A 25,924-nucleotide genomic window follows, 5' to 3' on the forward strand; every position below is an offset into this window, starting at 1 on the left:
GAGCAGTGGATCCCCAGGTTGAAAGGTATCCGTCCGGCCAACACACCTTCCTGACGCAACCGCCGAAGGCCATGGTGTCCACCTAATTTAAGTGGACACCAGTTCTGGCCCATCAAGCGGATTTCTCATGCCCCCTCAGCGCCGTACCTACAGTAAGTCCTTCAAAGCCCAGATCATTCAGGAGTGCGCCGAACCTGGCGCCTCCATCGCAAATATCGCCTTGGGCTACAGCCTCAACGCCAACCTCCTTCACAAGTGGATTCGGTTGCATAATCAAGAAGCCAAATCGATCCAGCCCGCGTTCATCCCGCTGCATACGCAGGCGCTGAGTGGTGGATCACTTGATCAGCCTTCCAGCATCTGCCTTGAAATTCAGCATCCACGCATACCCGTCAAAATGACTTGGCCGGTGGACAGTACCGTCGCCTGCGCAAGCTTTATTCGAGAGCTATTGCGGTGATTCGCATCGATGCCATTTGGCTCGCCACCGAACCCATGGACATGCGCGCGGGCACAGATACAGCGTTGGCCCGCGTGGTCGCCGTATTCGGTGCGGCGAAGCCGCACTCCGCTTATCTATTCGCCAATCGCCGCGCCAATCGGATGAAGGTGCTCGTGCACGATGGCGTCGGCATCTGGCTTGCTGCACGACGGCTAAACCAAGGGAAGTTCCACTGGCCTGGTATTCATCGTGGTCTGGAAGTCGAACTTGATGCCGAACAACTGCAAGCGCTGGTGCTCGGCCTGCCGTGGCAACGGGTCGGCGCTAACGGCGCGATTACAATGATTTAGCCCTTTCTTTCAGCTGTGGCGGATGAGTCGCTTTGGTAAAATCCACGGCATGACTTCTTCGCCTAATCTCGACCAAATGACGCCCGATCAACTGCGCGCTCTCGCTGCGCAGTTGCTGTCGAAGGTCGACACCATGGGCAGAAAAATCAACCGTGACGAGACGACCATCGAGCAGCTCTCTCACGAGATTGCCATCCTCAAGCGCCACAAGTTCGCCAAGCGCAGTGAGCAAATCAGCCCAGCGCAAGGCAACTTGCTGGATGACCTGCTCAACACTGACCTTGAAGCCATTGAGGCTGAGCTAAACGCACTTCGTCCTGCCCCAACGCCGGACGAAACCCGTCAAAAGCCCAAGCGTGTGCCGTTGCCGCCGCAATTCCCACGTACCGTCATTCGTCACGAGCCAGAGAACACCCAGTGCGCTTGCGGCTGCCAGCTTCAGCGTATCGGCGAAGATATCAGCGAGAAACTGGATTACACACCAGGCGTGTTCACTGTCGAGCAGCACGTGCGTGGAAAGTGGGCCTGCCGTCAGTGCGAAACACTGATCCAGGCGCCGGTGCCCGCGCAAGTCATCGACAAGGGCATCCCCACTGCCGGTCTGCTGGCCCATGTGATGGTGGCCAAGTTCTCCGATCATCTGCCGCTGTACCGCCAAGAAAAGATCTTTGGCCGAGCAGGCTTGGCCATCCCGCGCTCAACGCTGGCTCAGTGGGTCGGACAAACTGGCGTGCAGCTCCAGCCGTTGGTAGATGCACTGCGCGAAGCGGTGCTAGCCCAGCGAGTCGTGCATGCCGATGAAACGCCCGTACAGATGTTGGCGCCGGGCGAGAAGAAAACGCACCGCGCCTATGTCTGGGCTTACTGCACAGCGCCGTTCTCAGCACTGAAAGCAGTGGTCTACGACTTCAGCCCTAGTCGTGCAGGCGAACATGCGCGTACCTTCCTTGGCACTTGGAGTGGCAAACTGGTCTGCGATGACTTCGCGGGTTACAAGGCCAGCTTCGAGCTGGGCATCACCGAAATCGGCTGCATGGCCCACGCGCGCCGCAAGTTTTTCGACCTGCATGTGGCGAACAAAAGTCAGCTGGCAGAGCAGGCACTGCACTCAATCGGTGGCTTGTACGAGGTCGAGCGACAAGCCAAGGAAATGAGCGATGAAGACCGCAGGCAGTTGCGCCAGAAAATGGCTGTGCCAATCGCAAATAAACTGCATGAGTGGATGTTGGCTCAGCGCGAGCTTGTGCCCGAAGGATCGGCTACGGCCAAAGCTTTGGACTACAGCTTGAAACGCTGGGTAGCACTGATGCGCTACTTGGATGATGGTGCCGTGCCTATCGACAACAACCCGGTCGAAAACACAATTAGGCCATGGGCGCTTGGTCGTTCCAACTGGTTGTTCGCCGGATCTTTGCGCAGCGGGAAACGGGCTGCGGCAATCATGAGTCTGATCCAGTCTGCACGCATCAATGGGCATGATCCGTATGCCTATCTCAAGGACGTGCTGACGCGGTTACCGACACAGCGGGCGAGTGAAATTGGGCAACTACTACCGCATAACTGGCCAAGGCCAGTATTGAGTTAACTCACGACGAAGGACAGATAATGCTTATCGTATTCAGCGGCCTTCCAGGAACCGGAAAAACTACTATTGCCAAAGGGCTGGTAGATACGATGGGCGCGTTCTACCTGCGGATCGATACTATTGAGCAAGCGATACGAAACTCTGGCGTACTTGCCCAAGGCGTAGGGCGCAGCGGTTACATGGTCGCTAATGAGCTTGCACTGAGTAATCTTGATCTAGGGCGCACCGTCGTCGTTGACTGTGTAAATCCAGTGATCGATAGCCGACTGGCCTGGAGCGAAATCGCCTCAAGGGCTGGCGTTAGGTTGATGAATATTGAAGTGATTTGCTCGGATAAAAATGAACATCAGCGACGTGTAGAAACGAGGCTGGGCGATATTCCTGGGTTGACTCCACCAACCTGGCAATCTGTGTTAAATCACGAATATGAAGCGTGGGCTGAAGCACCGTTTACGATAGACACGGCTGTGACTTTACCAGCTCAAGCCGTATCAATGCTCGCTGAACGCCTACTGACCGGTGAGTAGGGTGCGCTAAGCGCGATGCCGCAAGGTGTGATTGCGGGACGCTTACATTTTTCCTACCTGTCCTCCTACGGAGATTTGGAAAGTCGCTCGGCAAGCCTCCGGCTCTTCGACAAACACATTGGGGTGAATCTCGTCTTTTGATCTTGAGCCACAAGCTTGTTTGAGTAGTCGTGCGTACCCACTTTTTCCTGAGCCGTTCTGGCCATAGAAAACGGTTATGTTACCAGCACAAAAGGGTAGTGCTGCTCCTGATTTCACCGCATTCAGCCCATAGACATCTGTTATGCCGTCTATACGAATGGCTGGGCGGTTGGCGGCAAGAGCCAGAGAGCCGGGTGTCACTGTACCGAAGCCAGGATCTTCGCCTTTTTTTGATTCGGTGATACAGAGCCGAGCCAGCTCCGCGACCTGGTCATCCGTTGGAGGCTTTTTGGTTTCAATGAGATTCTTGGCTGCTGTTTGCAACCAGCGGTTTCTCTCGCCAAGCCAGCCTTCAAATGCGTCAACAACAGGTACATCTTCCTCGCCCAACTCTTGAACGCCAGTCATTGAGATCTCTCCATGAAATACCTTGAGAAAGCAAGGATAGACCAATGCTGGCGAATTGCCTTGGGCATGGGTAGGGCTGGTACCACGCTCCAATGGGAAGCCCCAGATGGCGGAAATGTAATATGGCGTGCCGGCACGGAGAGCGCATTGGCCAGAGTGGTCGCGGTATTCGGTGCGGCGAAGCGGCACTGTGCCGATCTCTTTCCAACCGTCGGGCCAACCGTGTGAAAGTGCTGGTGCATGATGGCGTCGGTATCCCGCGCTCGACACTGGCGCAGTGGGTGGGTCAAACCGGCGTGCAGCTTCAGTCGCTGGTCGATGCGCTGCGCGAAGCAGTGCTGGCCTAGCGCGTAGTCCACGCCGATGAAACACCGGTACAAATGCTGGCTCCAGGAGAGAAGAAAACCTACCGCGCTTAGGTCTGGGCCTACAGCAGCACGCCATTCTCGGCACTCAAGGCTGTGGTCTACGACTTCAGCCCCAGTTGTGTCGGCGAACATGCGCGTAACTTCCTGGTCACATGGAACGACAAGCTAATTTGTGATGACTCGCCGGCTACAAGGCCAGCTTCGAGTTGGGCATCACCGAAATCGGCTGTATGGCGCATACTCGGCGCAAGTTCTACGACCAGCACGTGGAGAACAAAAGCCAGTGGGCAGAGCAGGCGCTTCGCTCGATTGGCGGGCTGTACGAAGTCGAGCGACACGCTAAGGAAATGAGCGGCGAAGACAGGTGGCGATTACGCCAGGAAACAGCAGCGCCCATCGCTGAAAAACTTCATGAGTGGATGCCGGCCCAACGCAAACGTGTACCCGAGGGCTCGGCTACGTCCAAGACCCTGGATTACAGTATTAAACGCTGGGTAGCGCTGACGCACTACCTGGAAAATGGTGCTATGCGGTGCTTACTGCATCAAGTTCATCATTGAACATTGGGGCCACTGAGAGGCGGCAAGAGTACCGTTCAGTGGCGGGTGTGCCAGCGTTGACTCTGCGTGTTGAGCTCTTTTGGGAGGCTTCGGACGTTTATGCTTTTTCCACTTTAAGGAAAGGATTATCGGCAGGTACCGGCCCAGCTTCGAATAAGAGTGCTGGATTTTCTAACAAATAGCCTTTGAGGGTTCCTTTTTTTCTTGGACCTTCCACCTGACAGATCCAGATGTTCAAACCATCATCACGCTTTAGGTGGGTTTTCAGTTTTTCAAATTGCTTCTGCACCCATCGCCATTCCTCACCTGCGGAATCGGTCCTCAGTGAGATGCCCGGAAACTCCTGAACGTAGCGCTGAAAAAGGCCAGGCGTGACCAGGAACACAGTGCCGCTCACCGTATGGATTTTGGCCTTGCTGTCATTGATGATCAGCTTGTGGCTCAGGATGCCTTCCTTGACCCAACTGAGGAATGCCTGGCCTGGGCTATCCGATTGAAGCGTTGAAGTTTCGACAGCACTTTCTGACAGTGCGTTTCTGACCTCAGGCTCTTTCAATTCGAACATGTCCAGCAGCGTGCCGAGGTAATCGGCATCCTCTAGTGCCAAGGCGTCCGGCTGCGGTTGACTTTGATCTGATCTTGTACTGGCTGTCTCGGGCGTTGGTGTTGGTACCGGGGTGTCAGTTGAGTGGTCATGGGTCGCAATGCTCACCGTTCCGCTGAAAGCCTCAGGCCGATCTTCGCTCCCCCAAATCAGTGCTGGTTGGAGGCGCAAAAAGGTAAAACTCTGCTGCCAGTTCCCCTGCGCGACAAGCGCAGTCCAGATGGCTTTGCCTTCTGGCGCGGACTCGACCAGCCCATGCGACTGCAGCTCGTCAAACACGGCGATATTGGACGAGGGAATGCCCTCAATCGACTGCGACAACAGATAGGCTCGCAGCTTGTCTGTGACCGTCTTGCTGACGAGCCAGAGTGCGTCCTGGGTCAGCCATCCCGCGGCACCTGGCTGGTTGAGTTTCAGCTCGTGCTGAACGAGATGACGAAGTCCACTGATCAAGTGGTGTTGCAGTGAATGAGTCGGCGCTTGCAGCGCCTTGCTCGGGTTACCACCGATGTTCTGTGCGGTGGAAACGCGGTCGGCCTGCATCACCAACTCTCCGAGCACGCCGGCACGTTCGTACTGGGCCGCCAGGATATACAGCAGATTGGCCCACAGTGGCGGAAATCCACTGAGCCAATCGAGGATTGGCCGGTCGAGAATCTGGTTGTAGAGCAAGCCTGCGGCCGCGCCGTGCAGGTGGTAGTCGCGCCCCTTGAGATAGCGGAAACGATACGGCTGATCCAGGGAACCCTGCCAAGGATGCCAAACACGGCCATCCTGGCGTTCGACAAACAGGTCCACGGCAATCTTGCCGATGTCATGGAGCAACGCGCCATAGGCGATGCCAGCGGACCAAGCGTCGGTCTGGGCTGCTTGGTCTTCGGGTGCGGCACCGGTGGGAAGCAGATACGACTGACGCAGTTTCAAACTACAAGCGACCAGCTCCAACCCATGATCGAGCATGCCGCCAAGATAAGCATGATGGTGCGTCTCGCTGGCTGGAAGGTGCTGGACCAGCTCGGCGTATCGATGGATCGGATTTAAATAGAGCTGGCTGAACTGCTGATGGGAGAGGGCGGTGTACTGCCAGATGCGATCGAGCAACTGACGGCGGTGCTCCGCGGCTAACAAGCTCTGGGGCGACTCGACGGGCAGGTAACCTTCAGCGACGTTTATGGTCGGTGGCGGAGGAGGCTTTTGCCTTTTTTGCCGAAACAGACTGAGCATCATGATCCTCCCGGGAGCTGGCAGAGTCAGCGGCCTTTTAGCCTTTTCGGATAGGGCTCTTACCCTTGACTCCCCATTCCCTTCCAACCCTTACCGGTCCTTTTGACGCGTTTCCCTTTGTGCGGCAATGGGAATATCGATTTGTCCGGGTGCCGTTTTATTGGATGGCGCGTGCTGGCGCGAAAAAGGAAAGTGTCGGTACACTGCGGTGCGAATTTTATTGGGTCTTGTCATGAATCTCACTGACGCCACGCTCGTGCTGCTGCTCGCGGCACGTATCCATGGGACAGACGAAGCTGTCAGGGCCTCGGCGAAGAGCGTGGTCAAGAAGCTACCGCGCAGCAAACGTGATCTGATCTACAAGGTGATCGATAGCCAAAGTCCACTCGAGCTGGTGGATTACCTGGCTGAGAATCTGGATACGTAACGGCGTACTGCGGTTACGGGATTACCTCATGTTCTTTGCGTCAGAGCACCGCAGTGTGGGGATTTTTCTGGGCATAGAAAAAGGGTCCAACTCATGTTGGACCCTATGAAGCGTGTACAGCGGTGAGGTGACGATCAAGCTCCATCGTTCATGCTTTGCAAGCCATCCATTCCCGACTGCTTCCGTTGCTGTTCCAGGTTGAGCACATACTCCGACGCGCATCGGGCCTGGCCACTGGCGCGGAAGATCGCGCGGTTGTCAGCCTTCAGCAGGCCGAGCCAGGAGTCGATATAGCCCTCGTGCCGAAGCTCTCCCCGTATACCGGCGTAGGCACATAAAAAAGCGGCGCCCATTTCGGCGATCAACTCTTCAAATGCATAGCCTGGCGAGCCAAATGGACACGGAGAGGTCACGCCTTCGCGCTGCAATCGAGAGTGGTGTCCGGTCCAGTGCGTCAGCTCGTGAAGTGCAGTGGCGTAGTATCCACCTTGATCGTGGAATTGCGATTTTGTCGGCAGTTGGATGAGATCCCTGATCGGGTGGTAAAAGGCTTCGTCGGCAAATCGATGAATGATATGCGCGCCCGAACTTAGCAACAGGTTTTCGGCAGCACTGTTGGGGAAGAAGGGATCGCCCGGTTCTGTCTCGAGCACGGTTTCGTTGAGCGTTTCGAGTCCCTCCGTCTGCTCGATGTTGAACAGAAAATGCGTCTTGAGAATGCCAAAGTGGGCGACCTTGGGCTGACCGTTTTCATCCAGTACGGGTTGACCTGACTCGGTCTGTTCCTCGCGCTCCATCGGCTTGTAGAGCACTGCCAGGGTGCTGTGCTCACCCTTACGAATGTGCCCGCCGGCTTTTTTGGCTTGATTGAAGGTCAGCCAGCGATCTTGAGTGAACCCCTGCAACCTGGCCTCGGCCCAGAGCAACGGTAAATTGATGCCCGAATAGGGACGCTGCGTGACGGCGTTGATGGGATAGGGTTGGTGATGACCGACGTCAGTTGAGCCACTTGAGGACCAAGGCTTGATCCAGGGGGCTACGCCTTGGTCTAACGCGGTAACGATCTTGTCTGTCACGTCTTGATAGATATTACGCATGGCATTTTCCTCGGAGAAAACGGAGGAACGCCTTTCCCGTCGGGGAGGGTTCCCCGGTGGGTGTTGGTTGGAATGGCGCAATACCGCGCACCGTTTGAGTGTGAATCGGCGGCCGGGTATGGCCGTTTGCGTTTAGCGTTGTTGCTCTTCCGCAAGCGCTATCAGCAAGGCGTTAGGTTGGTCTGATGCCTGAAGCAGGCTGAGGCTCAGTAGCAGTAATGGCTCATGATCTGCATCACTCGCTGAGCCGAACTTGGCTACCTCGAACACCACGTAGGGTGTGTTTGGATCGGCCAGGTGAGCTTTGAAGGCTGCGCGTACGACGTTGCTCAGCCTATCGAGCTGCAGCTTTTCAGGATGACTTGAACCATCGAGCAATACTGCGTGTTGCCACGCGTCTGGAGTGAACACAACGGGCAAGCGCAGAGTGTTCAGTGCTTCGCTTGTGAGTGAGTCGGACATGGTGTGCCTCCGTTGAAAGCGCGAAGAAACCTGTCCCATAGGGGAAAGAATTTCCCGCGGTGGGTTGAAGAAAAACAAGAGGGGTTAGGACGAGCCGAGCTCGAAAGACGCTCGGGAGAGCAATAGGCGTTCATCACCGTGAAACGTGACCGTGCGAGCCACCGAACGCTAATCGCACTTGGGGGGAGCCATCACCGGAGTGACGTAGCTTTGAAGGCTCTGGCTACCTGGGAAGGTGCTGTCGATAACAGCGATCCGTACCCTCTATGTAGCTGGATGATATGGATGGGTCAACGGCCATAGAGGCGCTGGTGCACGAGTTGCGTCTTCTGTCTTCCAGTGAAGATTTTTTTGACCGAGCAAGCTGATAAACGGTTAAGCATGGGCGATTTTCAGTAGTAGGCTGTAGTCTCAATTTCCACAGGAACACGCTCAGAAGAGGGCGCAATCATGCCGGCTCAGCAGCCACTTCAAATCTCCCGCGCACACCGCTGGGCATATGCATGCGGTATGTCGGTGAAACGTGTTTATCGCAGGTTGAAAGGATTTGAATCTCGTGTGGCTAAACGTGCGGTGGCGACAGGTATGCCTGCGGGTGGGCTATTGGTTCGTGGGAGCTTTCTGGTTACGAAGCTGGCACTCATCCTTGGGTTGCTTTTTATCGGTTTCTGGTTGGTCGCTTCTGTCGTAACGATGGTTGCTGTGATTGGTCTCCTGTTGTCCAAGGCTGCCATTGACGCGGATCTTGAAGGCAATGATCCAGGTCCCGACTTTTTAGGGGCCAACTCCTATCTAGGCAATTACGACGACAACGGCCATTACATCGGGCATTCCAAATCATCGAGTAGTGACGTCAGATGATCCTTTTCGTAGCTCCCATCAGCTGATCTGTGCCTTTGCCTGCCGCGCCATGCGCTGCCTTGCTCGCACTTCCTAGCATCCCTTCAAGGCTGCTGCCAATTGCGTAGCCTGCCCAGCTCATAGCAACCAGAAATAGACCTGGCAGAACCAAGAACATCGCCCCCATCACATACTCAATCACCTGTGCCGTGACGGTTCCATCCATAAATCCGGATGTGGGCAGCGACAACAGCACCTGATTGGACGCCGACACCTGGTTGTACAAGGTATCGAGCATGCTGGAGTCGACCCAGCGGGCCAACTCCCACCAGAAGGTCAGCATGTGCAGCGTGAATAGTGCGAACGTCACCGTCATGACGGTCTTCAATTGGTAGGTACTGACCAGCAGGATCAGCGGCAAGCTGATGATGACGCCCATAATCACGAAAGCCTGCACCATCGGCAGAGCGGCGCGTAGCGCGTTCATCGCCGGGAAGTTGCTGAAGGAACCGAGGGCCAGCCCAGTGTTGGTGGCCAGGTTATTAAGTCCCTGATTGATCGACCCACCGCGAGCACTGGAGCCATAGTCCTGGTACACCTGTCCGGGCGACATAGACATCGATTGTTGGCGCGGGCTGACCAGTTCGCGCAGGGTGGCATCCTCAATCTCGTTACTCGAACGGCCAGTCAACCAATCTTTTAGCTGAGTCAGCAGCGAAGGATCGACCTGCTTGATCAAGCGCTCGCGCAACCCGACACCACTGTCGCTCCACCACTGTTTGCAGGTGGGATAGCCTGCACCACTCTCCAGCCGTGGCAAGGATATATCGCGGGTTTCATCATAGGGCCAGCTGACTCGCGGTGTCCGTGAGCGATCGGTGTCGTAGTAGCCGGGAGTGTCGAGAAAATAGCTTGAGCCGATCCAGGACGCATCATGACTTTGCGCCTTATCCAGCTGCGGACGATTGGTGAACAGCCGAGAGCGGGAATAGCCGTAGCAGTCACGAGTGAAGTCGGCGACTTCCTGCAGCAATACCTGGTTATCGATGCGCGAACTGTCGATCTCCATGCGCATCTGCCGGATATCCGGTGCGCAGGGAATGGAGGCGGTTGCCGCCGCCGTCACCCCTTTGCTCAAGGCGTGCACCAGAAACCACCAAATTGGCACGTTGGCGGAGCGTTCGCCGATGGTATTGAAGGTGATCCCCCAGGCGGTTTCTGCTGGCTTAGCCACACTGATACCGCAGCGCTGGCTCGCTGCATCATCGAACGTCATTGACGTGAGGCTCAATGGAAAGACCGGCGCGCAGCCGAACAAGACGACGATGTAGGCCAGCCACAGCCGGTTCTCTATCCGCGGTACAGAGAGCAATCCTTTGTTGCCTTCATCCGCGCCTTGCTGACGGGCCGACAACCATTCTTGCAAGATGATTGCACCAAAGGGCGCGGCGAACAGCCCAGTATCGGACAGGACGTTCCAGATACCGTTGTTGATGATCCATGCCAGCAGGGAGAGGTAAAACTCCAGGTAGCTGTTGGTGCTCATGAGCATGGTGGTGACCTCACAATCGAGTGAGCTCGACGCAGGTAAAGAGCAAGAGCCCTAATGTCCCGACGCGTTTCACGCGCAGTCGGTCTTGTGGTCGATGTCGGTAGCGCCTCAGCAGGTCCCACCAGAGTGCAAAGAGGACGCCGTAGAGCAGGACACGCCACCACCGCAGATAAGGCCGTATCGATTCCAAGGCTTGCTGCCAGGCCCCGAAACTGCCCAGCGCAGTGCAGCCGATCCAGGCGATCAGTGCGACGGTCAGGATCATCCCTGCGGCGATCCCTAGACTTGAAAGCAAAGTGAATAGCAGTGAGCGTTTCATGGCTCACTTGCGCCTGGCGTCAGCATCATTGAGTCGGCCCGGCTCAGGGTCGCCTTGCTCGACGGTACGCGAAGCATCGGCGCCTCCGGCATGCCGATCGAGCACCAGGCTGGCGGTGTTGGTGGCCAGCATCTGCCGAACCTGCAGTTCGGTCTGCAGCAGGCGGATTTCGCGTTCCAGAGTGTCGATGTTTTTCGTCAAGGCCGTTTGGGCCGGTTCGGCGGAAGCGATGTTCGGTTCGTGGCTGCCTGCCAGCAGCGTGCGCAATAGCAGGAGTGCTTTGTCGAGCACGCTGGACAGGGCCGTCTCACTGGCCAAGCGTCGTGCCAATAGATCCTGGTCAGGATCGTCGCGCAGGGCTTCGATCACCCCCCGGGTCACCGGCAGCATCGGGCTGGAGGCTTTGCTCAGATTGTCAGGAGTAGGCGGCAGAGAACCGGACAGTAAGCCTTGCAGGGTCTTGAGGTGTTCACTGTAGGCCTCCTGGATCAGCGGCGTCAGTCCGCTGCCAGCGGTAGCCCGCAGAGTCTCGCAGGTGTCGCAGGTCGCGACTTCGGTCTCGCCCAGCACTCGAACAGCCCATTCGGATTCCTCTTGGGGTGAGGTCCATGCCTGGCAAATAGCGCCGCCCAGGCAATCACTGCTACTGATCGAGGCGCTGTCATCCACCGACCGGTTATGCAGCAGGTTGTAGCCCGCGCGCACCACATCGGAGGTGGCCCGGATGGGTGTTTGTCCGTTACCTCCAGCCTTCTGCCCGCCGACCCAAGACACCCCATTATTGCCGTTACGGGCCTCGGTGTTTTTCACCGCGGCCACCGCATCACCGCCGGTTTGTTCGAGGTTGCCCTGCATCTCCTGGTTCTTGGCCAATGTGCCCCAGCCGGCTTGACCGACCTTGTCCGCCATCTTCTCGGCCATGGCCTGGCAGGTCAGCTTGGAACGGTCGAAGTCAATACGTCCTTGCATCACCCCGTTACTCAACAACTCGTAGAGACCGGGATTGGCGCGCTGGATGATCAATGCTGGCAGCGACATCACGGCTTGGGTCGCGTTCTGCACAATGCTGCCCATGATCTGCTGGAAACCTTCGGTAACGCCGTTTAGCTGGTTTTGCAGGGTGTTGGTGAGGCTCATGTTTCCGCACATCATGTTGGCTTGCCATGAGCCGCCGACACCGAGCCCGTTGGGGCGATAGAGCGAGCTCGGCGAGCCCGCTGCCGAGCCGCCACCGATGGTGTACATCACCCGGTCGTCGAGCACTTCGCCTTGAGTGCCTAGACGGTAATCGTCCTCGGCGGCATGGGTATGCGTGACCACGGCGAGCAGCCCGCAGAGCAAAAAACTCATCGGGCCCAACCATGATCCTGCGAGAAGTCGACTCATGACGTACCACCTTCGAAGTCGATGCTGAACAGGAAGGTCTGTCCCTCACGCTTGCAGCAGCTATAGGGACGCCACAGCGACCAGGAGTAGCCGCCATCCGCGCTCTGCACCTGAGCACTGGGGAAGATGGCACATGTGGGTTGAACTAGGGGGGAGAGCAATTGCCATTTATGGGTCGAAGCGTCGTTTTCCACGATTGGGCCTGGCGGCCAATAACCATCGCGTGGTACGGGTATGAGCGGGAAATACACGTGCGGTTGCCAGTTGCGGGTAATAACATCACCCGCCCGCTGCGCCATCACCGCAGCGGCTTTGAAATCGTCGGGTTGCACCAGAAATCCTTGCCGGGGATAGACGTTGCCCCACATGTTGCCCGCGAGCTGACGACCGATTTCACGGATCCCGGGCACGAGCGACTCGGGGTAAAGGCTTTCCGGGATTCCATGACGCCAGGCCAGTGAGTCCAAAGTGCTCAGATAGTAGGGCATGAACGCAGTGGCGCCGCTGGCGCAGGCGTAGCCGGATTGCGAGGCAAGTTGCGTCGCGGCCCAGCCTCCGGGATGGCCGATGCCATCAACATTTTTGAAACGAGGCAGGTTATCGCGCTGGGTGTTCGGCGTGATCAGGTTACCGCCACCTTCCGCACCGCTGATGGGAGAGGCGAGAGCGGCCATCTCGGTCCACGGATTGCTACCGGTGGTGGCATAGCTGGAGACCACCAGTTCAGGAACGAAATGACGAACCTTGGTTGAGCTTTTAACCGTGCAGCCAAAAGGGGTGCAGAGCAACCAGAAGCAGATGCCGACGACCCTGTACTCGATGCAATCTGGAGAAAGCACCGAGGCGGTAATGCTGCCGGTATCCAGCGCCACGCTTGACCCGGATGCCAGCAGGATGCTCAGCACCAAAGGATGTAGCTTCTGGGGCGAAATACGCGGGCAGGCAGCAGACATGATCCAGGCTCTGGGTGTATGGCCTGGACAGGTTCAATAATCGAGAGAGGGGTGTCAGTGAGAAAACCGAACGCAGGATTGTCGGTTTACAGCGATCTTCTAGATCAGCAGAGGGTCATTCAGCGCTCAGCGTACGAGCAAGCGCGTCAGACTCAATGAGCAGCTGATCTGTTTTGATTTCAAAAATGTTGGCGAGTTTGCAGAGGACCAACAACGACGGGTTGCCTACCCCTCGTTCGATTTGACTCACGTAGGTACGATCCACCTCGGCCATGAGCGCCAATTGCTCCTGGGTAAGGTTCTTCACGCGACGCATCGAGCGGATATTTTCCGCGAGTTGCAGACGGAGCTGTTCGTAGTCTTGAGTCATGCGCGCAAACTGCGCCTTGAGGGACTCTCAATCCACGGGATATAGTCTACATTGGCTCTGATTCGGGCTTTTTTGATGCTTAAGCCGAGTGTCAATTTTGTTTCTATGCTGCTTAGAACAGACCGAGCATTAATAAATAATCGAAAGCTAAGGTGTCTATGGACGAAAATTACGTTTCAATTCCGGCGGCGGACGGCTGCCCGAGCCTTTTGACACCGTGGGGCAGCGAATTTGCGCCTATGATCGAACGTGGCGTGCAATGCGCCCAGGCTTGGCTCGATACTCCCGGCGAGACTCCACTGTGGTGGGAGCTGGCCCAAACACGCAAGACCTTTCCTATCGGTAACTGCCAAGATGCTTTTGAAGCCGGATTCTTGTTGAGGATTCAGCAGCGGCTTCGAGGCGCATCGCAGTAACCGGCCGCTTACTTTAGAGCGCGATACTTGAGTAGATTTCCCTATGCGGGTTCTATGCCTCGCGCTCTATCGATCCGTTCAGCTACCCGGTAAGCGGCTTCCAACTCCGAACAGCCAATGTTCTGCATCAATGTCCAGCGCTCTGCTTTTTCCTCGGGTTCCGTCATGGCCAGGGCGAGGTAAAGGCTGGGCGGCACGGCTCGAAACAGCGTTTCGAGCTTCTTCGACAGCACCACTCCCTCGGTATATTTCCCCGGTTCTTTGCTGGCTGAGAGCAACAAAGATTTCTGTGCAGGCGTGAGCTTCTTGAAGCGTGCTATTTCTTCGATCTCCGCGGGCGGCATGTTCAAACAAATCCACCATTCGATCATGTTCAGCATGGTCTGCGCGGCGGAAGGAAAGTCGGCAAGGTTTTGCGTCGCCAGCCAGAACCAGGCTCCGAGCTTGCGCCACATCTTGGTTCCCTTGACTACGAATGGCGCCAGCAGCGGGTTTTTGGTGATGATATGGCCCTCGTCAGTGACCATGATGATCGGTCGGCCCAGGTACTGGTCTCGTTCGGCAAGGTTATTCACGGTGTTCATCAGGCTGATGTAGCTGATGGACATCTGTGCCTCGTAGCCTTCGCGAGCATAAGTGGCGAGATCGACAATGGTCACATCGCTTTCGGGCCAAGGTGTACCTTTGCGATCGAACAGTTCACCCTCGAAACCCTGGCAAAACAGGTCGATGGATTCACCCATTTCCTGGGCACGCTCACGACGTTTTTCCGGTAAGTACGGGTCGGCGGCGACGCGCAGCAACGCGTCCCGCACGTCGCGGGTCAGCACTTGCCGGCCTACGGCGATGCAGGCCTGCGCCGCGTCAAGGATGCACTCGCGGATCAAACTGCGATCGGCTCGACTCAGGCGCGCCTCTTCTTTGGCCTCGCCGCCGGTGATCATCAGGCGGACGGTGATTTCCAGTTCGCCGAGAATGTCGCGCTGGTCTTCGCGACTGGTTACCGCCTCATCGTCCAGCTCATCGATCGACAGACTCGCCACCTGATCCGGCTGCTCGACCAGGCGCCAGGCATCGGCGAACGGGGCGAGGCTGACCGCGGTACCAGGTTTCAATTGGACCTTGTTGACCGACAGGCCTTGCGTTGCGAAGTAGTCGCCCTGCAAGCCGAATGAGTTACCGGCCTCAACGATGAACAGGCGAGGGCGGTACACCGCCATGACCTGCATCAGCAGGGTGACCAGGGTGGCCGATTTACCGGCGCCGGTCGGGCCGAACAACAGCAGATGGCCGTTCATAGCTCGGTCTAGGCGTGACAACGGATCAAAGCTCAACGGCGAGCCACCACGATTGAACAGTGTGATGCCCGGGTGGCCGGTGCCGGTGCTGCGACCCCAGATGGGAACGAGATTTGCCAAGTGTTGAGCGAACATCAGGCGTGTGTACCAGCTGCGTGTGTCGCGGGCCGGGTTGTAATTCATCGGCAGCCAACGCAGGTAACTGTTGCACGCGGCGACTTCATCACCCTCACGTACCGGTTGCAGCCCCGCGCCCAACAGCGCGTTGGCCAGGCTGACCGATCGCTGATGCAATTGCTGTTCATCGTGACCGCGCGCGTAAAATGCCAGGGTGCCCCGGTACAGCTTGTGCTGACGGCCGATGATCGCGCGAGCCTCTTCAACATCCTGGCGGGTCTGGGTCGAGGCCAGGTTTTCACCGATGGCTTTGCGCGCCAGACGGTTCAGCTGCTCCTCGAGCACATCTTGAGGTTTGATCACCAGGGTCAGACTCATCACCGTGCCTTCGGGTAACTGGTCGAACAGCGCATTCACCGCGTCGCCTTTGCGGGCTTCCCCGGTGAGTTGACCAATCGACGGTGCCCGCCGCAGTTTGTCCACCACCATCACCCGGTGGGGCTGATCGTCGAAAAACCAGAGTCCCTGTTGCACATCCGAACGCGGTTCGTTGAAAAACAGCCGCTCGGCAAAGTCGTGATCGAAGGGCAGTTCCAGTGACTCGCCATCACCTGACTCCGGATAGGCCACGCGGCGGTAGAATTCTTCGGGCGCTTCATCGGTGAGCCTGGGTGCCGGATTGAACCAGGGCAACAACCAGGCATACAAACCTCGGCCATCGACTCGTGTCGATTGCACCCCGCACGCCTGCAAGGAAGCACCGATACGTTCGCAAGCCTGTTGCAGGGATTGCACTGGGGTGAGTCCCGTCTCATCAGCGTCAGACTCAAACCAGCGATAGACCACCAGGCGCACCCGCCGGTTATTGCCACGCCAGGGCAGGCGCGTGACGGCCTTGTCCTCGAACAGACCTCCCGGCTTGGCGATAGCCTTCAGATGACGACGGCTGAGTTCCAAAAACGTATCGGTGAAGACCGTGCCGCGCGCGCTGTTCTGAATATAATCGGTGAGCCGGGTCAGATGGGGGACGAAGTCGTTGTCGTCCTGGCAGAAAAACTGCGCCACCCAAGGCGCTTGATCCAGCTCGTCAAAGCTGTCTTGCAGGGCACCCTCGAGGGCATCACGAGCCGCCATCAGCCAGTCAGGCTCGCGCCCCTCGGTGCCGATGGGCAGCAACTCGAACACCGCGCCCACCGAGCGATTGTCATCCAGTAGGAAACACTGCTCGGTGTCGAGGTATTCAACCCAAGGCAGATGATCGGTGAAGCTGGGGCTGTGTGCATACAGTGCAGCTTCATCGGTCAAGGTGGCACGAGGGCGCGATGGGTGGCGCCAGGCTTTCCATGCAGAAGAGCCCTTGCCCGAGTCGTCGGTAGGCACTACAAGTCTTCCTGACGTTCACCCGGTAATGCGTACTGTACCCGTTGGTAAAACGGAAAAACGGTCGAGTAACCCGGGACCGGTGCCTGCTCGGTACCGCTCAGGTGCGGATACACGTACAGCACCAGATCGGGATTGGGCAGGCGAGGGAACAGGTTGCGGATCTCGTTCGCCGCTGTGCGCGTGTACGGCTCCTGGAGAGCAACGGAGAAATCTGCCTGGGCCAACGGGCGGCGTAACTGTTGCCGAGCATCCAACAGTTGCTGCTGAGTGCCCTGTGAGCCGGCACCGTTCCAGATGTCCAGCATGGTTTGCTCGCCATGGGGCAGCAGCGTCTCCTTGTCAGTGGAACACCCTGTCAGGACCAAGGAAAAAACGCTAATCCAGGTCAGGCAGAGAAACGTGGTCTTTTTCATGGCGAACGCTCCGGCCCTTGGGCTCGTAGTCGATGGTAATCTCATGGTCGAGATGCAGCGCGACTTGGGCGGCTGGTGGAACGTACACGGCAGCAAAGGTCTCGCCATAGAGTTCGTTGATCCACTCACGGATGTCGCTGACCCCACCACTGAGAATTGAACTCAGCGCGCTGTTACCTGTGTTGTTGGTAACCCCGAGCGTACTGCCGCCGGAACTGATCACACTGCTGTTGTTCTGCTCATCCCCGAGCAAGGCAGCGACACCGGCGCCGGCGGCAGTGATCAAGCTCTGGCTGCCGAGGTACTGTTGAGCGTTTGAGCGGCGTTCGCCGGCAATGCAAGGAATGCCAAACGGATCGGACAGGTAACCGAGTCCGCCACGAATCTTGTCGGTGTTCGAACTCTGGGCGGTGTCGGCGTTGCGGCTGGCTACCGCCTTCGGCTGAGGCACCGTGCGGATGGTGCCGTCGGTAAACACAAAGGTGATTGACTCGACCTGTCCGCGTACGCACGACAGGGTCCAGTCACCGGACGCCGTGCCGCTCATTACGGCGCCCGCAACGTCTGGCAGATCGATGCCGTTGGCCGTCAGATTCTCGGGCCCAACCAGCACCTTGAAGGGGTAGGGATCATTCACCGTGCCGTCCACCGGGACTCGACCGATCAGCGCAGTCATGGCAACCGAACCCATCAATGTCGCGTTTTCGGGAATGGTGTAGACCGGCTTCGCGCCTTCGGTACGATCAGTGGAGCGTGTCTGGTCACGTTCACCCTTGGTGACCTCGCGTAGCTGCTTCTGGCTGCGGTCGATGGCATTGTCCTTCAAACCCTCCAGTGAGTTGAAGGCAGTAGGCAGACTCAGGGCGGATGCGGTCTTGGTTTTGCCTTGGGCGTCGGTGGGCAGAGCATCCGAGGGCTCAATCCACTGCAGTGCATCATTGGCAGAATGCTGCCGTTCGAACTGGGAGCCGTCGCCCGGCTCAAGCCCCAGTCCGATAGGCATATCCTTGTCTTTGCCGGTCAGCCCCGACAGCTGCTCCTGCAATTGCGTCAGCAGACCACGGGCCTGGCGACTATCTTGTTCCGCTTTGAGTCGGGCCTCGTTGGTTTGTCGGCGACCTTCGTCGACCTGTTGAGTCACGCTGCCAAGCGCCGTCTGGATTCGCGAGTCAATACTGTTTTCCCTGTCCCGCAGACGATTGTTTTCCGCCTGCAGCGAATCGTTGTGTTTCTTCAAGCCGAGCATGTCGCTACGCATGGCCTTCACTTGGCCGATCAAGGTGGCGACCGTATCGCGTGGAGTGTCGCCCGCAACACCGAGCGACTTGGCTTGCTCGGCGGATAACTGAATATTGTCCTGGTCAACTGGGTGCTCTGGAGGGGAGGTACTACCCGCTATCCAGGTTTTCAGGATGATGAAAGCCACGCCCAGCAGCACAGCTGGTACTAGCCATTTAAGTAAGGCGTTAGCTTTCATCGTCGGCACCTTCCGAAACAGGCAGGAGCAGCACGGCGTGTTCAAGACCGGCGCCGCGGGTGACGAGGTAGGCAACCGTAGTGTCTTCGGCGCTGCCGACAGGTCCGAGGAAGGTGTGCTGGAATGCCGCGGCGAATAGCTTGGCCTGTAGCCAACGCGGATCGAGTTGCACCGTCGCTGAGCCACGGTTGCGCAACTTCACTGCGGTAACCCAGTAGTCTCCGAGTTGCCAGGCGGCGACGGGCGTGCTGGACACGTTTTCGGTCGGCAGCAGGGTTGGCAGTTCTGTGCGCAGCTTTAGCGGGACGCGACGTACGCCGGGCAGGGACTCCACGGTGCGTAGAGGTGCGTACAGGCTTTGCGCGGCGTAGCGCGTCAAAGCGAGTGGGATTGGCGTACGTTCTGGAGCAGGGACGGTGCTGGATTCAGCCTCGGTAGGCTGCTCCTGAGCATTCTTAAGAATACGCACGGGTTCCAGCGGTTGATCGCCAGGCGTGGCCGCAATGTCCAAGAGGATGATCTCTCCCGTCGCGACAGATTGCAGCTGTAGGCGGGTCGGGGCGATGGCCTCCGACGCGCGCAGGTACAGCGTGCCGCCAGTTGATTGCACGCGCAGCTTGCCCGTCAGGGTTGAGGGCACTCCGACGCGAACAGCCTCATCGACAAAGACCACCCGCTCCTGATTGATCACCAGTGGGACCGCGAGAGGGAGGCGTTCCCAGCGCATCAACTCGACGGCCTGCGCTGCAACTCCCCATAGCATCAGTGCGATGGTGAGCGCCGGGGTAGAAATCCGCTTCATGAATCACCTCCAGGCAGAGCGATTTTTTGTGGCGTGCCTTGATAACAATCCAGTGCCAGTCCCCACTTGTTGTGTTCGGGATCGAGGTCGAACCGCACCACGCGTAGTGGATAGCGCACCACCACCCGTTTCACCGGTTCCGCGGCGTAATATTCATCAGCGTTGAGGTCGAGGGTGACCAGCCAGCTGTCGCGGTCGAGTTGCTTGACCCTGAGTTCCGGATCTTCGCTGTAACCGCGGCCCAGAATTTCGTAGACCCCGCGCACTCGCTGGCGCAGTTCACCGGCGGCCTTGCGGTATTCGTAGTCGCCGTCGAGGAAGGCTTTGCAGGCAGGTGTCAGGTAGGACTGCAAGCCATAGATGGCGCGGCGATAATCCTGCTCGCCATCCGAGGGCCAGCGGTTTAGCTGACCAAAGATATACAGGGCAAAGGCATAGATATTTTCTGAGGGGATATCCCACCACTTGCGAGTGCTGCCCGAGCGCAGATCTGGTGGTACATGCACGGTCAGATCGGTCGGTGCCGAACGCCAGCCGTACCAGAGCCCGGCACAGACCAGGGCAAGGATCATTACCGCCAAACGCAGGCTGAAGATATGCGCCTGTTGGGCATCGACCTTGTTTCGAAAGCGGCTCATCGCTGCCACCGGGACAGAGCAGGGCGCAGCCGACGCGAGCGGCGAACCGTCCAGGCGCCGGAGTGAAGGATCAAACTTCCGCGACCCAGGCGCCAACGGCTGGCGAGGACCCATTCGATTTTGCGGTATAACCAGGTCTCGGGGCGGGCTCGTTTGGCCCGACGCAGTAGCGCTCCACCGGCCAATAACACTACCGCCATGCCTGCGATCATGCTGGTTGGCGCCACGGCAATGGAGGCGGTGGCAATCGCCAGAGGAACTCCCAGCACCAGCCCAATGATTGCGCCGGTACCGAGCGCTACCCACATCTCATCATTAGTCAAACCGCGCAACACGGCAGGATCACGATTGAGTCGCTCAGGCAGAAACACTAAGGTGCCGTCGGCAAGGCGTTCGATAGTGTCGTTCATGTCGGCCTCACAGAATTGCGGCAGCCTTGGTTAAGAACCAGATAATGATCACCACCAGCAAGGCGCCGATGCCTACCACGGCGCCGAGGTCCTTCCAGGTCTTGCGCTGGTTCTGCACGTCGGCATAGACGGTCAGGGAGTGCCAGGCCACGCCGAGAAACGCGAGCAGAGCGATCAGCAGACCGAGCAGGATGCCGCCGTCGTAGGCGTAGTTTTTGATCGTCTCGATCAACCCGGAACCTTCACCACGAGAAGGCGCTTCCATAGTGGGGAGCTCGGCAAAAGCCAGGCTTGGACTGAGCACCAACAACAGACCGATTAGGCGCTGGCTGGCACGATCGCGCAGGTTGTTTTTCAGGGGGGAAAAATACTTGAGCATGGCGGCGATCTCCTGGATTAGGACAAGGTGAAGAACATCAGGACGAGTAGGGCGAGCAAAACGCGCGCGGCAATGCCGCCGAAGGCTCCAAAGCGCACACTGCCAGTCGCCCACCCTCGGTAAGCCGTCCACATCACCCAGGCGCACCAGAGCAATACCAGGACGAGAACCAGGGACAGCCAGAGCGTCGAACTGCTTTGCGGTGCGAAGCCGGAGGCGTTTTGGAACGCAGCGGTCTGAGCGTCAGTCATGCTCATGGCGACGGCTCCGTTAGCGGGGTGTCGAGGCGGTAATCGCCGACGAGTTCGGCGGGATCGCGGGGTTGAGCGCGAGAAGGGGAAAGATAATCCTGCACACCGTGGCGGATGCGCTGGATGTCTTGAATTAGGCGGGGATAGTCGAAGCGATATCGTGTGGACGTGCCTAGAGTATTGTTTGTATTTGCGCGATTCGCGAGGTGCTCGGTAACCTCAAGCTGTTTTTGGATGAGCTCCATCTCAACCGGTTCTTGACTGGGTGTCGCGTTGGCGCAGCTGCACGCCACCAACAATATGGAAATCAGAGGGCGGGGGATGAAGGGAGTAAGCATGGCGATTGGCTCTGGATTCTCACGTGCAGGATTGTGAAAGTGACTAGCTAAATCCCTAGGAAAACTGAAGCAGAGACAATCGTTTTTGAGGGCGATTGACCTCTTGGGTGTTCGTGATTTGCGCGGTTCACATACGCCGACGATAGGGTTGTGCCGAGGTGTTACCTCCTCGCTTTTGAACATGAAGTTGGTTTTTAGGGAGAAGTTTTTATGCAATGGGTTTATCTGTTTATAAAACCATATTATTGGGTATCTTTCATTGCCTCTTATGGGGTAGCGCAGAACCTAGAAGGGATTGGGTGGTTTGGTTATTTTAATGGCATATACGAGCCAGGTATACCGTACCCGTTATTGAATCTTAGTCCCGTTGCGGGCGTTAAAATAATTTCTATATTTTTTTTCATGCTCTTGGTTTTGATGGGCTTTATATTTGTCAGAGGTGCTTATGTTCTAGGGCATAAGCCGGGCCTGTTGGGTTTGTTGGTCGTGTTTTTTCCTGGGGTTTTATCATTGGCTGGGTTCTCGCCGAGTTGGTGGTTACTTATTCCTGAAAGCTTTAACCTGGGGGCGGGCTATATAGGGGGGTTTTGGAGTAGTGGGATAAATTTCTTAATTGCGTTCGTCTTGGGGTGGTCGATTGTTTTAATTGTCGCAAATTTATTCAAAAGCCCGAAGTTTAAGCATGGCTATGACCATCTGTGGTGTATGTTAAGCCTGGTGGGATGTATGTATTTGGTGGTTGACTCTCAAGCAAAATTTGATCGCGATCAAATGGTTGATACTAATAAATTGCTAGGGGGTTATTTGCTATTTTATAAAGATCGATATCAAGGCTTGAAGGGGAGTTGTCTAACCGACACCTCTTTTTCAGCGGCCGAAAATGCAGTCTGCAAGTCCGCTATCAATGTGTATTCGACATTATCGTTAAATAGCGTCGGGGATGAGCCAGAATTGAGGCGATACGGAGATTCGTGGCTGCAATCATTACCAGGTCCCAATGATATCGCTAGGATAAATGCTTATTTTTGTACTCATAACGGCAGTGATGCGTGCCGTGAAACGCCTTCCAATCTAATGATAAGTAGTCAGGAGTTTGGTAGCAAAGATTACATTCCATTGACTGCCCATGGGGAGCGTGTAGCTAAACTTTATGACAAGCTTGGAAAGTTAGTCGATAAAGTTAAACTGAGTCGCGAGCACGAAAATCTAAAGTATTTCCTCTTTTGTATTGTTTCTTTTCTCGCCGGCGGCAAGGCTGCAACAGCGTCATTGTCAATAATAGGAGAGGGTAACATGAAGTCGCGCTCGTGGTTGTTGCGAGCATTGAGAGTAATATTTTTTAAGTGGTGGTTCCTTATAAAGCTGAGGGCTCGCTAAGTGACAAGTCATTCTGGTTTTCCGGCTCGCTTGGGTAGGAGTGCTGTGGATTCCTTGGTTGTACTTCAGGTGGATTGTTTAAATGTATTTTTTGAATGTGGTTGTCGTCAAGGCAGTGGCTACACCGAGCATCACGGCGCAGGGAATAAAAACGGCCATTGGATTGAATGTAATGGGCAATAATAGGTAAATGATCCAGGGCATAATCAATAGCGGTATCAAAGTCCGTTTTGCACGGTGGTATACAAAGCTACTTTCCCGACCCGCGCCAAATTTACGCAGGTCTCTGCGTATCAAGCCATCGATAAAACCAGTGAACATGGCTAGCAAAAATAAGGGGGTGGCCAGGATCAGAATGGCTAGGCGCACCATGAAGGTAAATGTCACATACACTGCGGCCAGCACGAAATCTTCAATGCTCACGTACAGCTGATTGGTCCAACTCCAGAAGCCGATACCCTGGCTCGACACCCGCGCCTGCCGGGCAAAATCCGCAAAGCCAGTCTTGACCAACAGCCACTGATTGAGAAAATCCAGCCACTGGACAATCGTCTGTCCAGGCTGTTGGATGATGAGTGAAGCTTGGAAGTGCTCGCTGAGCCATCCCAGTTCGCTATTCAACATGGCCTGGCTGTGTCGCCAGCCCTGATCGCCCCAGAAGAGCAGCAGGCCGGCGAACTCTATGAAGATCGAGAACAGCAACGAGGCGATCAGCAATCCGATGATGCGCAGGATTAAGGCGATCGCCGAGATGATTAACCCCGAGCGCTGGACCGGTTGTGGCGGCGTGTGCCGGACGGAACTCGCCATCGTTCACTCCATTGCGCGCTGCAGTATTGATGTCGTCACGACGCCTTCTGGACAGTTTTCTGCTGAATCGAAACCTGAGGCAGGGGCGGGCTATCCCACCTGATCCAGATCGAAGTTGGTTGTTGGGCCGCCACCGCTTGCGCTCCACCATTGCCCTGCCTGCTCGTTGTAGGTGGCCCGCATTCGCTGGGTGAGCTCCTGTAGGTCCTTGGGCATGGCATCGTCGTTAGAGGGTTTTGGCAATGGCATGCGCACTTTCCAGAGCTGCCCACCGGCCTGGAAAGAGAACATTTGCCCTTTGGGCAAACCGACGATGTGTGCGGGCTCGATCAGCGGCACACTGGTGCTGCTGACACGGTCCTGTGAGGACGAGGTGAAGTCCGTGTTGGCTTCAGGATCGGAGGTATCGGTGGCACCCGACACCAGGGTCTTGGTCAGCACGTTAACCTTGGGCAACTGCTGTGTGAGCAGCTCCGCGGTGGCGGTCTCGCGTACGCGGAGCATCTGCAACGTATTGAAGTTACCAATAACCTGGCCGGCCTTGGCGCGGTTACCAATGCGTGCTTCGATATCGCTGAGGGTTTGGGTGTAGGCCGTCACCTGGATGCCAGCTCCGCCACCCTTGTTGATCAGTGGGATGAACTCGTCGCCCATCAACTCGTTGAACTCATCGGCATGCAGGTTGATCGGCAGCTTGTCACCGCTGCTGCCCGATGCGGGCAAACCGTGGTCAATGCCATGTTTGTAGATGTGGCCCGCGACCGAGACCAAGTCGGCGAACATGGAGTTGCCGACGGCGGCAGCCACCTCGGCATCGGTCAGTGCATCCAGTCCGACGTAAACGATGCCGCGTTTTCGGATGATCTGCATCCAGTCGAAGATCGGCCGCGGGTCATCTAAATCGGTGTAGTTGGGGGCCAGTAACTGGGCAGTCTTGCCGGTGGTGAGTTTCTCCAGCAGCGGCAGTAGCGAGGCAACGATTTTGTCGAAGTAAGTACGGTCGTAGCGTACAGCCGAACGCAGCCCGTCCATTACTGGATCAAATACCCGCTTCACCGCCAGGTACTGCTCGATGGCCACCACGCGTTTTTCGCGTCCCACCATATGCCGGGGAATATTCTTTTCGGTCAGCTTGCCTTCAAGCTGGACAATCACTTCCCACGCTTTTGGGTCGGTCTTGGCGAAAAACTGCTGGGCGTATTCTATGAACAGCGCGTCGATGTTTACCACATGACGCTGGATTTGCAGGTAGTCCGGACGTCGGCCCAACTCGATCAGGGCGCGGGCGATGATGTTGACGAAACGCCAGGCGAACTCGCGAAACGCCGCCGAGTTACCTTCGCCACTGAGCTGCCCAGCGATGCGCGACGCCACTTCCGAGATGCGTCCAAAACGTCCCACCGCGTTGTAACGGGCAGAGATCTCTGGCCAACCCAGATGGAAGACATAGAACTCTTTTTCCCGACCGGCGCGTTTGGCTTCGACGTACATGCGTTTGAGCAGGTCGGCATCACCCTTCGGATCGAAGACGATGACCACCTCATGTTCTACTCGGTGTATGTCTTGAGTAATGTATACCTCGGCGAGTCGCGTCTTGCCGACACGAGTGGTCCCCAGCACCAGGGTATGTCCGACCCGTTCACCCAGCGGCAGACTGACTTCCGTTTCGTCGGGCTCAACCCCATGCAACAGCGGTGAGCCACCGACTGGGGGTAAAGGGCGCAACGGATTAAAGGTGCTGTCCCAGGCTGTGACACGGGCCAGTGTCGAGAGCGGAAACGGTGCATGTTCTAGGCGACGTTCGAGTCCACGTGCCAGGCGGTAACGGGTCGGTTGGTCGACGTAGTGAGCGACGGCCGGATCCTCGGCCTCGACTAAGCGCTGGGTGTGCAGGCGGGTCCAGCGAAAGCCTCGGCCCATGAACAGACGTTTGCGGCTCACCGGAATCTGCCGGCTGGTCAGCTCGTAGCGAGGCAGCCGGCGGATATTGCGTCGATAGCGCAACACCTCCCAGGCTTGTCGGAGGCGGATCAAACCGAACAGGGCATAGGCCAGAGCCGCAATCAGACCGATCTCGGGTGATAGGGCCACGGCCCAGGGCGAATACACGCATAACACCGCCGCGGCGACGCAGATCGCCACGGTATACAGCTCGACTGCGGGCCGGAGTTTGGACTCCATCGCATGCTCGGCCATGACC

The 25,924-nt window shown here is 57.0% G+C and carries 28 protein-coding genes and 1 pseudogene; 9 read left to right on the plus strand and 20 right to left on the minus strand.

The window, feature by feature from the left end; translation table 11 throughout:
• The first annotated feature begins 127 nt into the window (after positions 1 to 127).
• Genes tnpA through ACMTA2_RS12475 form a run of 4 tightly spaced genes read left to right on the plus strand, consistent with a single transcriptional unit; the run spans position 128 to position 2,904 of the window.
• Positions 128 to 460, plus strand: coding sequence for an IS66-like element accessory protein TnpA (tnpA, locus tag ACMTA2_RS12460; protein WP_212795725.1), 333 nt, complete (start codon positions 128 to 130; stop codon positions 458 to 460).
• Positions 457 to 792, plus strand: a complete 336-nt coding sequence (gene tnpB, locus ACMTA2_RS12465; protein WP_244864294.1) for an IS66 family insertion sequence element accessory protein TnpB — start codon at positions 457 to 459, stop codon at positions 790 to 792. Before tnpA ends, tnpB begins: the two co-directional genes overlap by 4 nt.
• 49 nt (positions 793 to 841) lie before the next feature.
• On the plus strand, positions 842 to 2,377 hold the full coding sequence (gene tnpC / locus ACMTA2_RS12470; RefSeq protein WP_212795864.1) for an IS66 family transposase: 1,536 nt from the start codon (positions 842 to 844) through the stop codon (positions 2,375 to 2,377).
• A gap of 20 nt (positions 2,378 to 2,397) precedes the next feature.
• Positions 2,398 to 2,904 carry a P-loop nucleotide/nucleoside kinase family protein gene (locus ACMTA2_RS12475; RefSeq protein WP_212795724.1) on the plus strand — a complete coding sequence of 169 codons (507 nt, stop codon included), beginning with the start codon at positions 2,398 to 2,400 and terminating at the stop codon, positions 2,902 to 2,904.
• A gap of 42 nt (positions 2,905 to 2,946) precedes the next feature.
• Here the strand turns inward: ACMTA2_RS12475 and ACMTA2_RS12480 are convergent, their stop codons facing one another.
• Entirely contained in the window at positions 2,947 to 3,453 is a 507-nt protein-coding gene (locus ACMTA2_RS12480) for a hypothetical protein (RefSeq protein ID WP_413795083.1), read from the minus strand.
• Positions 3,454 to 3,698: 245 nt separating this feature from the next.
• Between ACMTA2_RS12480 and tnpC (ACMTA2_RS12485) the strand changes: the two are divergent.
• Positions 3,699 to 4,351: pseudogene (gene tnpC / locus ACMTA2_RS12485) on the plus strand (IS66 family transposase); the annotation flags it as partial.
• A gap of 127 nt (positions 4,352 to 4,478) precedes the next feature.
• Here tnpC (ACMTA2_RS12485) and mobH read toward each other — a convergent pair.
• Positions 4,479 to 6,209, minus strand: a complete 1,731-nt coding sequence (gene mobH, locus ACMTA2_RS12490; protein ID WP_413795640.1) for a MobH family relaxase — start codon at positions 6,207 to 6,209, stop codon at positions 4,479 to 4,481.
• A gap of 232 nt (positions 6,210 to 6,441) precedes the next feature.
• Between mobH and ACMTA2_RS12495 the strand changes: the two genes are divergently transcribed.
• On the plus strand, positions 6,442 to 6,636 hold the full coding sequence (locus tag ACMTA2_RS12495; protein ID WP_413795084.1) for a DUF7740 domain-containing protein: 195 nt from the start codon (positions 6,442 to 6,444) through the stop codon (positions 6,634 to 6,636).
• A gap of 134 nt (positions 6,637 to 6,770) precedes the next feature.
• On the opposite strand, the gene ACMTA2_RS12500 is transcribed toward ACMTA2_RS12495, so the two are convergent.
• Together ACMTA2_RS12500 and ACMTA2_RS12505 are read right to left on the minus strand one after the other, a co-directional pair.
• Positions 6,771 to 7,733: an ArdC family protein gene (locus tag ACMTA2_RS12500; RefSeq protein WP_413795085.1), complete on the minus strand. Its 963-nt coding sequence runs from the start codon at positions 7,731 to 7,733 to the stop codon at positions 6,771 to 6,773.
• Positions 7,734 to 7,865: 132 nt separating this feature from the next.
• Entirely contained in the window at positions 7,866 to 8,195 is a 330-nt protein-coding gene (locus ACMTA2_RS12505) for a hypothetical protein (protein WP_074845393.1), read from the minus strand.
• 450 nt (positions 8,196 to 8,645) lie between these two features.
• Here ACMTA2_RS12505 and ACMTA2_RS12510 point away from each other — a divergent pair, with 450 nt between their 5' ends.
• Entirely contained in the window at positions 8,646 to 9,056 is a 411-nt protein-coding gene (locus ACMTA2_RS12510) for a DUF3742 family protein (protein WP_310360524.1), read from the plus strand.
• On the opposite strand, the gene ACMTA2_RS12515 is transcribed toward ACMTA2_RS12510, so the two are convergent.
• The 5 genes from ACMTA2_RS12515 to ACMTA2_RS12535 form a co-directional block, all read right to left on the minus strand.
• Positions 9,049 to 10,587: a conjugal transfer protein TraG N-terminal domain-containing protein gene (locus ACMTA2_RS12515; protein ID WP_413795086.1), complete on the minus strand. Its 1,539-nt coding sequence runs from the start codon at positions 10,585 to 10,587 to the stop codon at positions 9,049 to 9,051. The two genes, ACMTA2_RS12510 and ACMTA2_RS12515, sit on opposite strands and share 8 nt — an antisense overlap.
• Positions 10,588 to 10,597: 10 nt before the next feature.
• Positions 10,598 to 10,906, minus strand: a complete 309-nt coding sequence (locus ACMTA2_RS12520; RefSeq protein ID WP_413795087.1) for a hypothetical protein — start codon at positions 10,904 to 10,906, stop codon at positions 10,598 to 10,600.
• 3 nt (positions 10,907 to 10,909) lie between these two features.
• Positions 10,910 to 12,292 (minus strand): integrating conjugative element protein, encoded by a 1,383-nt coding sequence (locus tag ACMTA2_RS12525; protein WP_413795088.1) that lies wholly within the window; start codon positions 12,290 to 12,292, stop codon positions 10,910 to 10,912.
• Positions 12,289 to 13,245: a TIGR03756 family integrating conjugative element protein gene (locus ACMTA2_RS12530; protein WP_413795089.1), complete on the minus strand. Its 957-nt coding sequence runs from the start codon at positions 13,243 to 13,245 to the stop codon at positions 12,289 to 12,291. Before ACMTA2_RS12530 ends, ACMTA2_RS12525 begins: the two co-directional genes overlap by 4 nt.
• A 115-nt stretch (positions 13,246 to 13,360) precedes the next feature.
• Complete coding sequence (locus tag ACMTA2_RS12535; RefSeq protein ID WP_046062023.1) at positions 13,361 to 13,615, minus strand: helix-turn-helix domain-containing protein; 255 nt, start codon at positions 13,613 to 13,615, stop codon at positions 13,361 to 13,363.
• 158 nt (positions 13,616 to 13,773) lie between these two features.
• On the opposite strand from ACMTA2_RS12535, the gene ACMTA2_RS12540 reads away from it, so the two are divergent.
• Positions 13,774 to 14,031, plus strand: a complete 258-nt coding sequence (locus ACMTA2_RS12540) for a LasR-specific antiactivator QslA (RefSeq protein ID WP_413795090.1) — start codon at positions 13,774 to 13,776, stop codon at positions 14,029 to 14,031.
• 41 nt (positions 14,032 to 14,072) lie between these two features.
• Here the strand turns inward: ACMTA2_RS12540 and ACMTA2_RS12545 are convergent, their stop codons facing one another.
• Genes ACMTA2_RS12545 through ACMTA2_RS12585 form a run of 9 tightly spaced genes read right to left on the minus strand, consistent with a single transcriptional unit; the run spans position 14,073 to position 21,537 of the window.
• Positions 14,073 to 16,826 carry a conjugative transfer ATPase gene (locus ACMTA2_RS12545; protein WP_413795091.1) on the minus strand — a complete coding sequence of 918 codons (2,754 nt, stop codon included), beginning with the start codon at positions 16,824 to 16,826 and terminating at the stop codon, positions 14,073 to 14,075.
• Positions 16,826 to 17,242, minus strand: a complete 417-nt coding sequence (locus ACMTA2_RS12550; RefSeq protein WP_081352440.1) for a TIGR03751 family conjugal transfer lipoprotein — start codon at positions 17,240 to 17,242, stop codon at positions 16,826 to 16,828. The genes ACMTA2_RS12545 and ACMTA2_RS12550 overlap by 1 nt, the downstream gene beginning before the upstream one ends.
• On the minus strand, positions 17,205 to 18,719 hold the full coding sequence (locus ACMTA2_RS12555) for a TIGR03752 family integrating conjugative element protein (RefSeq protein ID WP_413795092.1): 1,515 nt from the start codon (positions 18,717 to 18,719) through the stop codon (positions 17,205 to 17,207). The genes ACMTA2_RS12550 and ACMTA2_RS12555 overlap by 38 nt, the downstream gene beginning before the upstream one ends.
• Positions 18,709 to 19,521, minus strand: coding sequence for a TIGR03749 family integrating conjugative element protein (locus ACMTA2_RS12560; RefSeq protein ID WP_137204800.1), 813 nt, complete (start codon positions 19,519 to 19,521; stop codon positions 18,709 to 18,711). The genes ACMTA2_RS12555 and ACMTA2_RS12560 overlap by 11 nt, the downstream gene beginning before the upstream one ends.
• Positions 19,518 to 20,159, minus strand: a complete 642-nt coding sequence (locus ACMTA2_RS12565; RefSeq protein ID WP_014338741.1) for a PFL_4703 family integrating conjugative element protein — start codon at positions 20,157 to 20,159, stop codon at positions 19,518 to 19,520. Before ACMTA2_RS12565 ends, ACMTA2_RS12560 begins: the two co-directional genes overlap by 4 nt.
• Positions 20,156 to 20,569 carry a TIGR03750 family conjugal transfer protein gene (locus ACMTA2_RS12570; RefSeq protein WP_137204802.1) on the minus strand — a complete coding sequence of 138 codons (414 nt, stop codon included), beginning with the start codon at positions 20,567 to 20,569 and terminating at the stop codon, positions 20,156 to 20,158. The genes ACMTA2_RS12565 and ACMTA2_RS12570 overlap by 4 nt, the downstream gene beginning before the upstream one ends.
• Positions 20,570 to 20,576: 7 nt before the next feature.
• Complete coding sequence (locus ACMTA2_RS12575; protein ID WP_413795093.1) at positions 20,577 to 20,948, minus strand: TIGR03745 family integrating conjugative element membrane protein; 372 nt, start codon at positions 20,946 to 20,948, stop codon at positions 20,577 to 20,579.
• A 17-nt stretch (positions 20,949 to 20,965) separates the two neighbouring features.
• Complete coding sequence (locus tag ACMTA2_RS12580; RefSeq protein WP_137204804.1) at positions 20,966 to 21,205, minus strand: TIGR03758 family integrating conjugative element protein; 240 nt, start codon at positions 21,203 to 21,205, stop codon at positions 20,966 to 20,968.
• Positions 21,202 to 21,537: an integrative conjugative element protein, RAQPRD family gene (locus ACMTA2_RS12585; RefSeq protein ID WP_137204805.1), complete on the minus strand. Its 336-nt coding sequence runs from the start codon at positions 21,535 to 21,537 to the stop codon at positions 21,202 to 21,204. Before ACMTA2_RS12585 ends, ACMTA2_RS12580 begins: the two co-directional genes overlap by 4 nt.
• Positions 21,538 to 21,747: 210 nt before the next feature.
• Between ACMTA2_RS12585 and ACMTA2_RS12590 the strand changes: the two genes are divergently transcribed.
• Positions 21,748 to 22,914, plus strand: coding sequence for a hypothetical protein (locus tag ACMTA2_RS12590; RefSeq protein ID WP_413795094.1), 1,167 nt, complete (start codon positions 21,748 to 21,750; stop codon positions 22,912 to 22,914).
• A 78-nt stretch (positions 22,915 to 22,992) separates the two neighbouring features.
• On the opposite strand, the gene ACMTA2_RS12595 is transcribed toward ACMTA2_RS12590, so the two are convergent.
• Positions 22,993 to 23,724: a TIGR03747 family integrating conjugative element membrane protein gene (locus ACMTA2_RS12595; RefSeq protein WP_413795095.1), complete on the minus strand. Its 732-nt coding sequence runs from the start codon at positions 23,722 to 23,724 to the stop codon at positions 22,993 to 22,995.
• A 90-nt stretch (positions 23,725 to 23,814) separates the two neighbouring features.
• A complete protein-coding gene (traD, locus tag ACMTA2_RS12600) occupies positions 23,815 to 25,920 on the minus strand; it encodes a type IV conjugative transfer system coupling protein TraD (protein WP_413795096.1) in 2,106 nt (701 codons plus the stop codon).
• Between the last annotated feature and the right edge of the window lie 4 nt (positions 25,921 to 25,924).

The organism is Pseudomonas medicaginis (genome assembly GCF_965119365.1).
In the GTDB taxonomy this organism is placed as follows: domain Bacteria; phylum Pseudomonadota; class Gammaproteobacteria; order Pseudomonadales; family Pseudomonadaceae; genus Aquipseudomonas.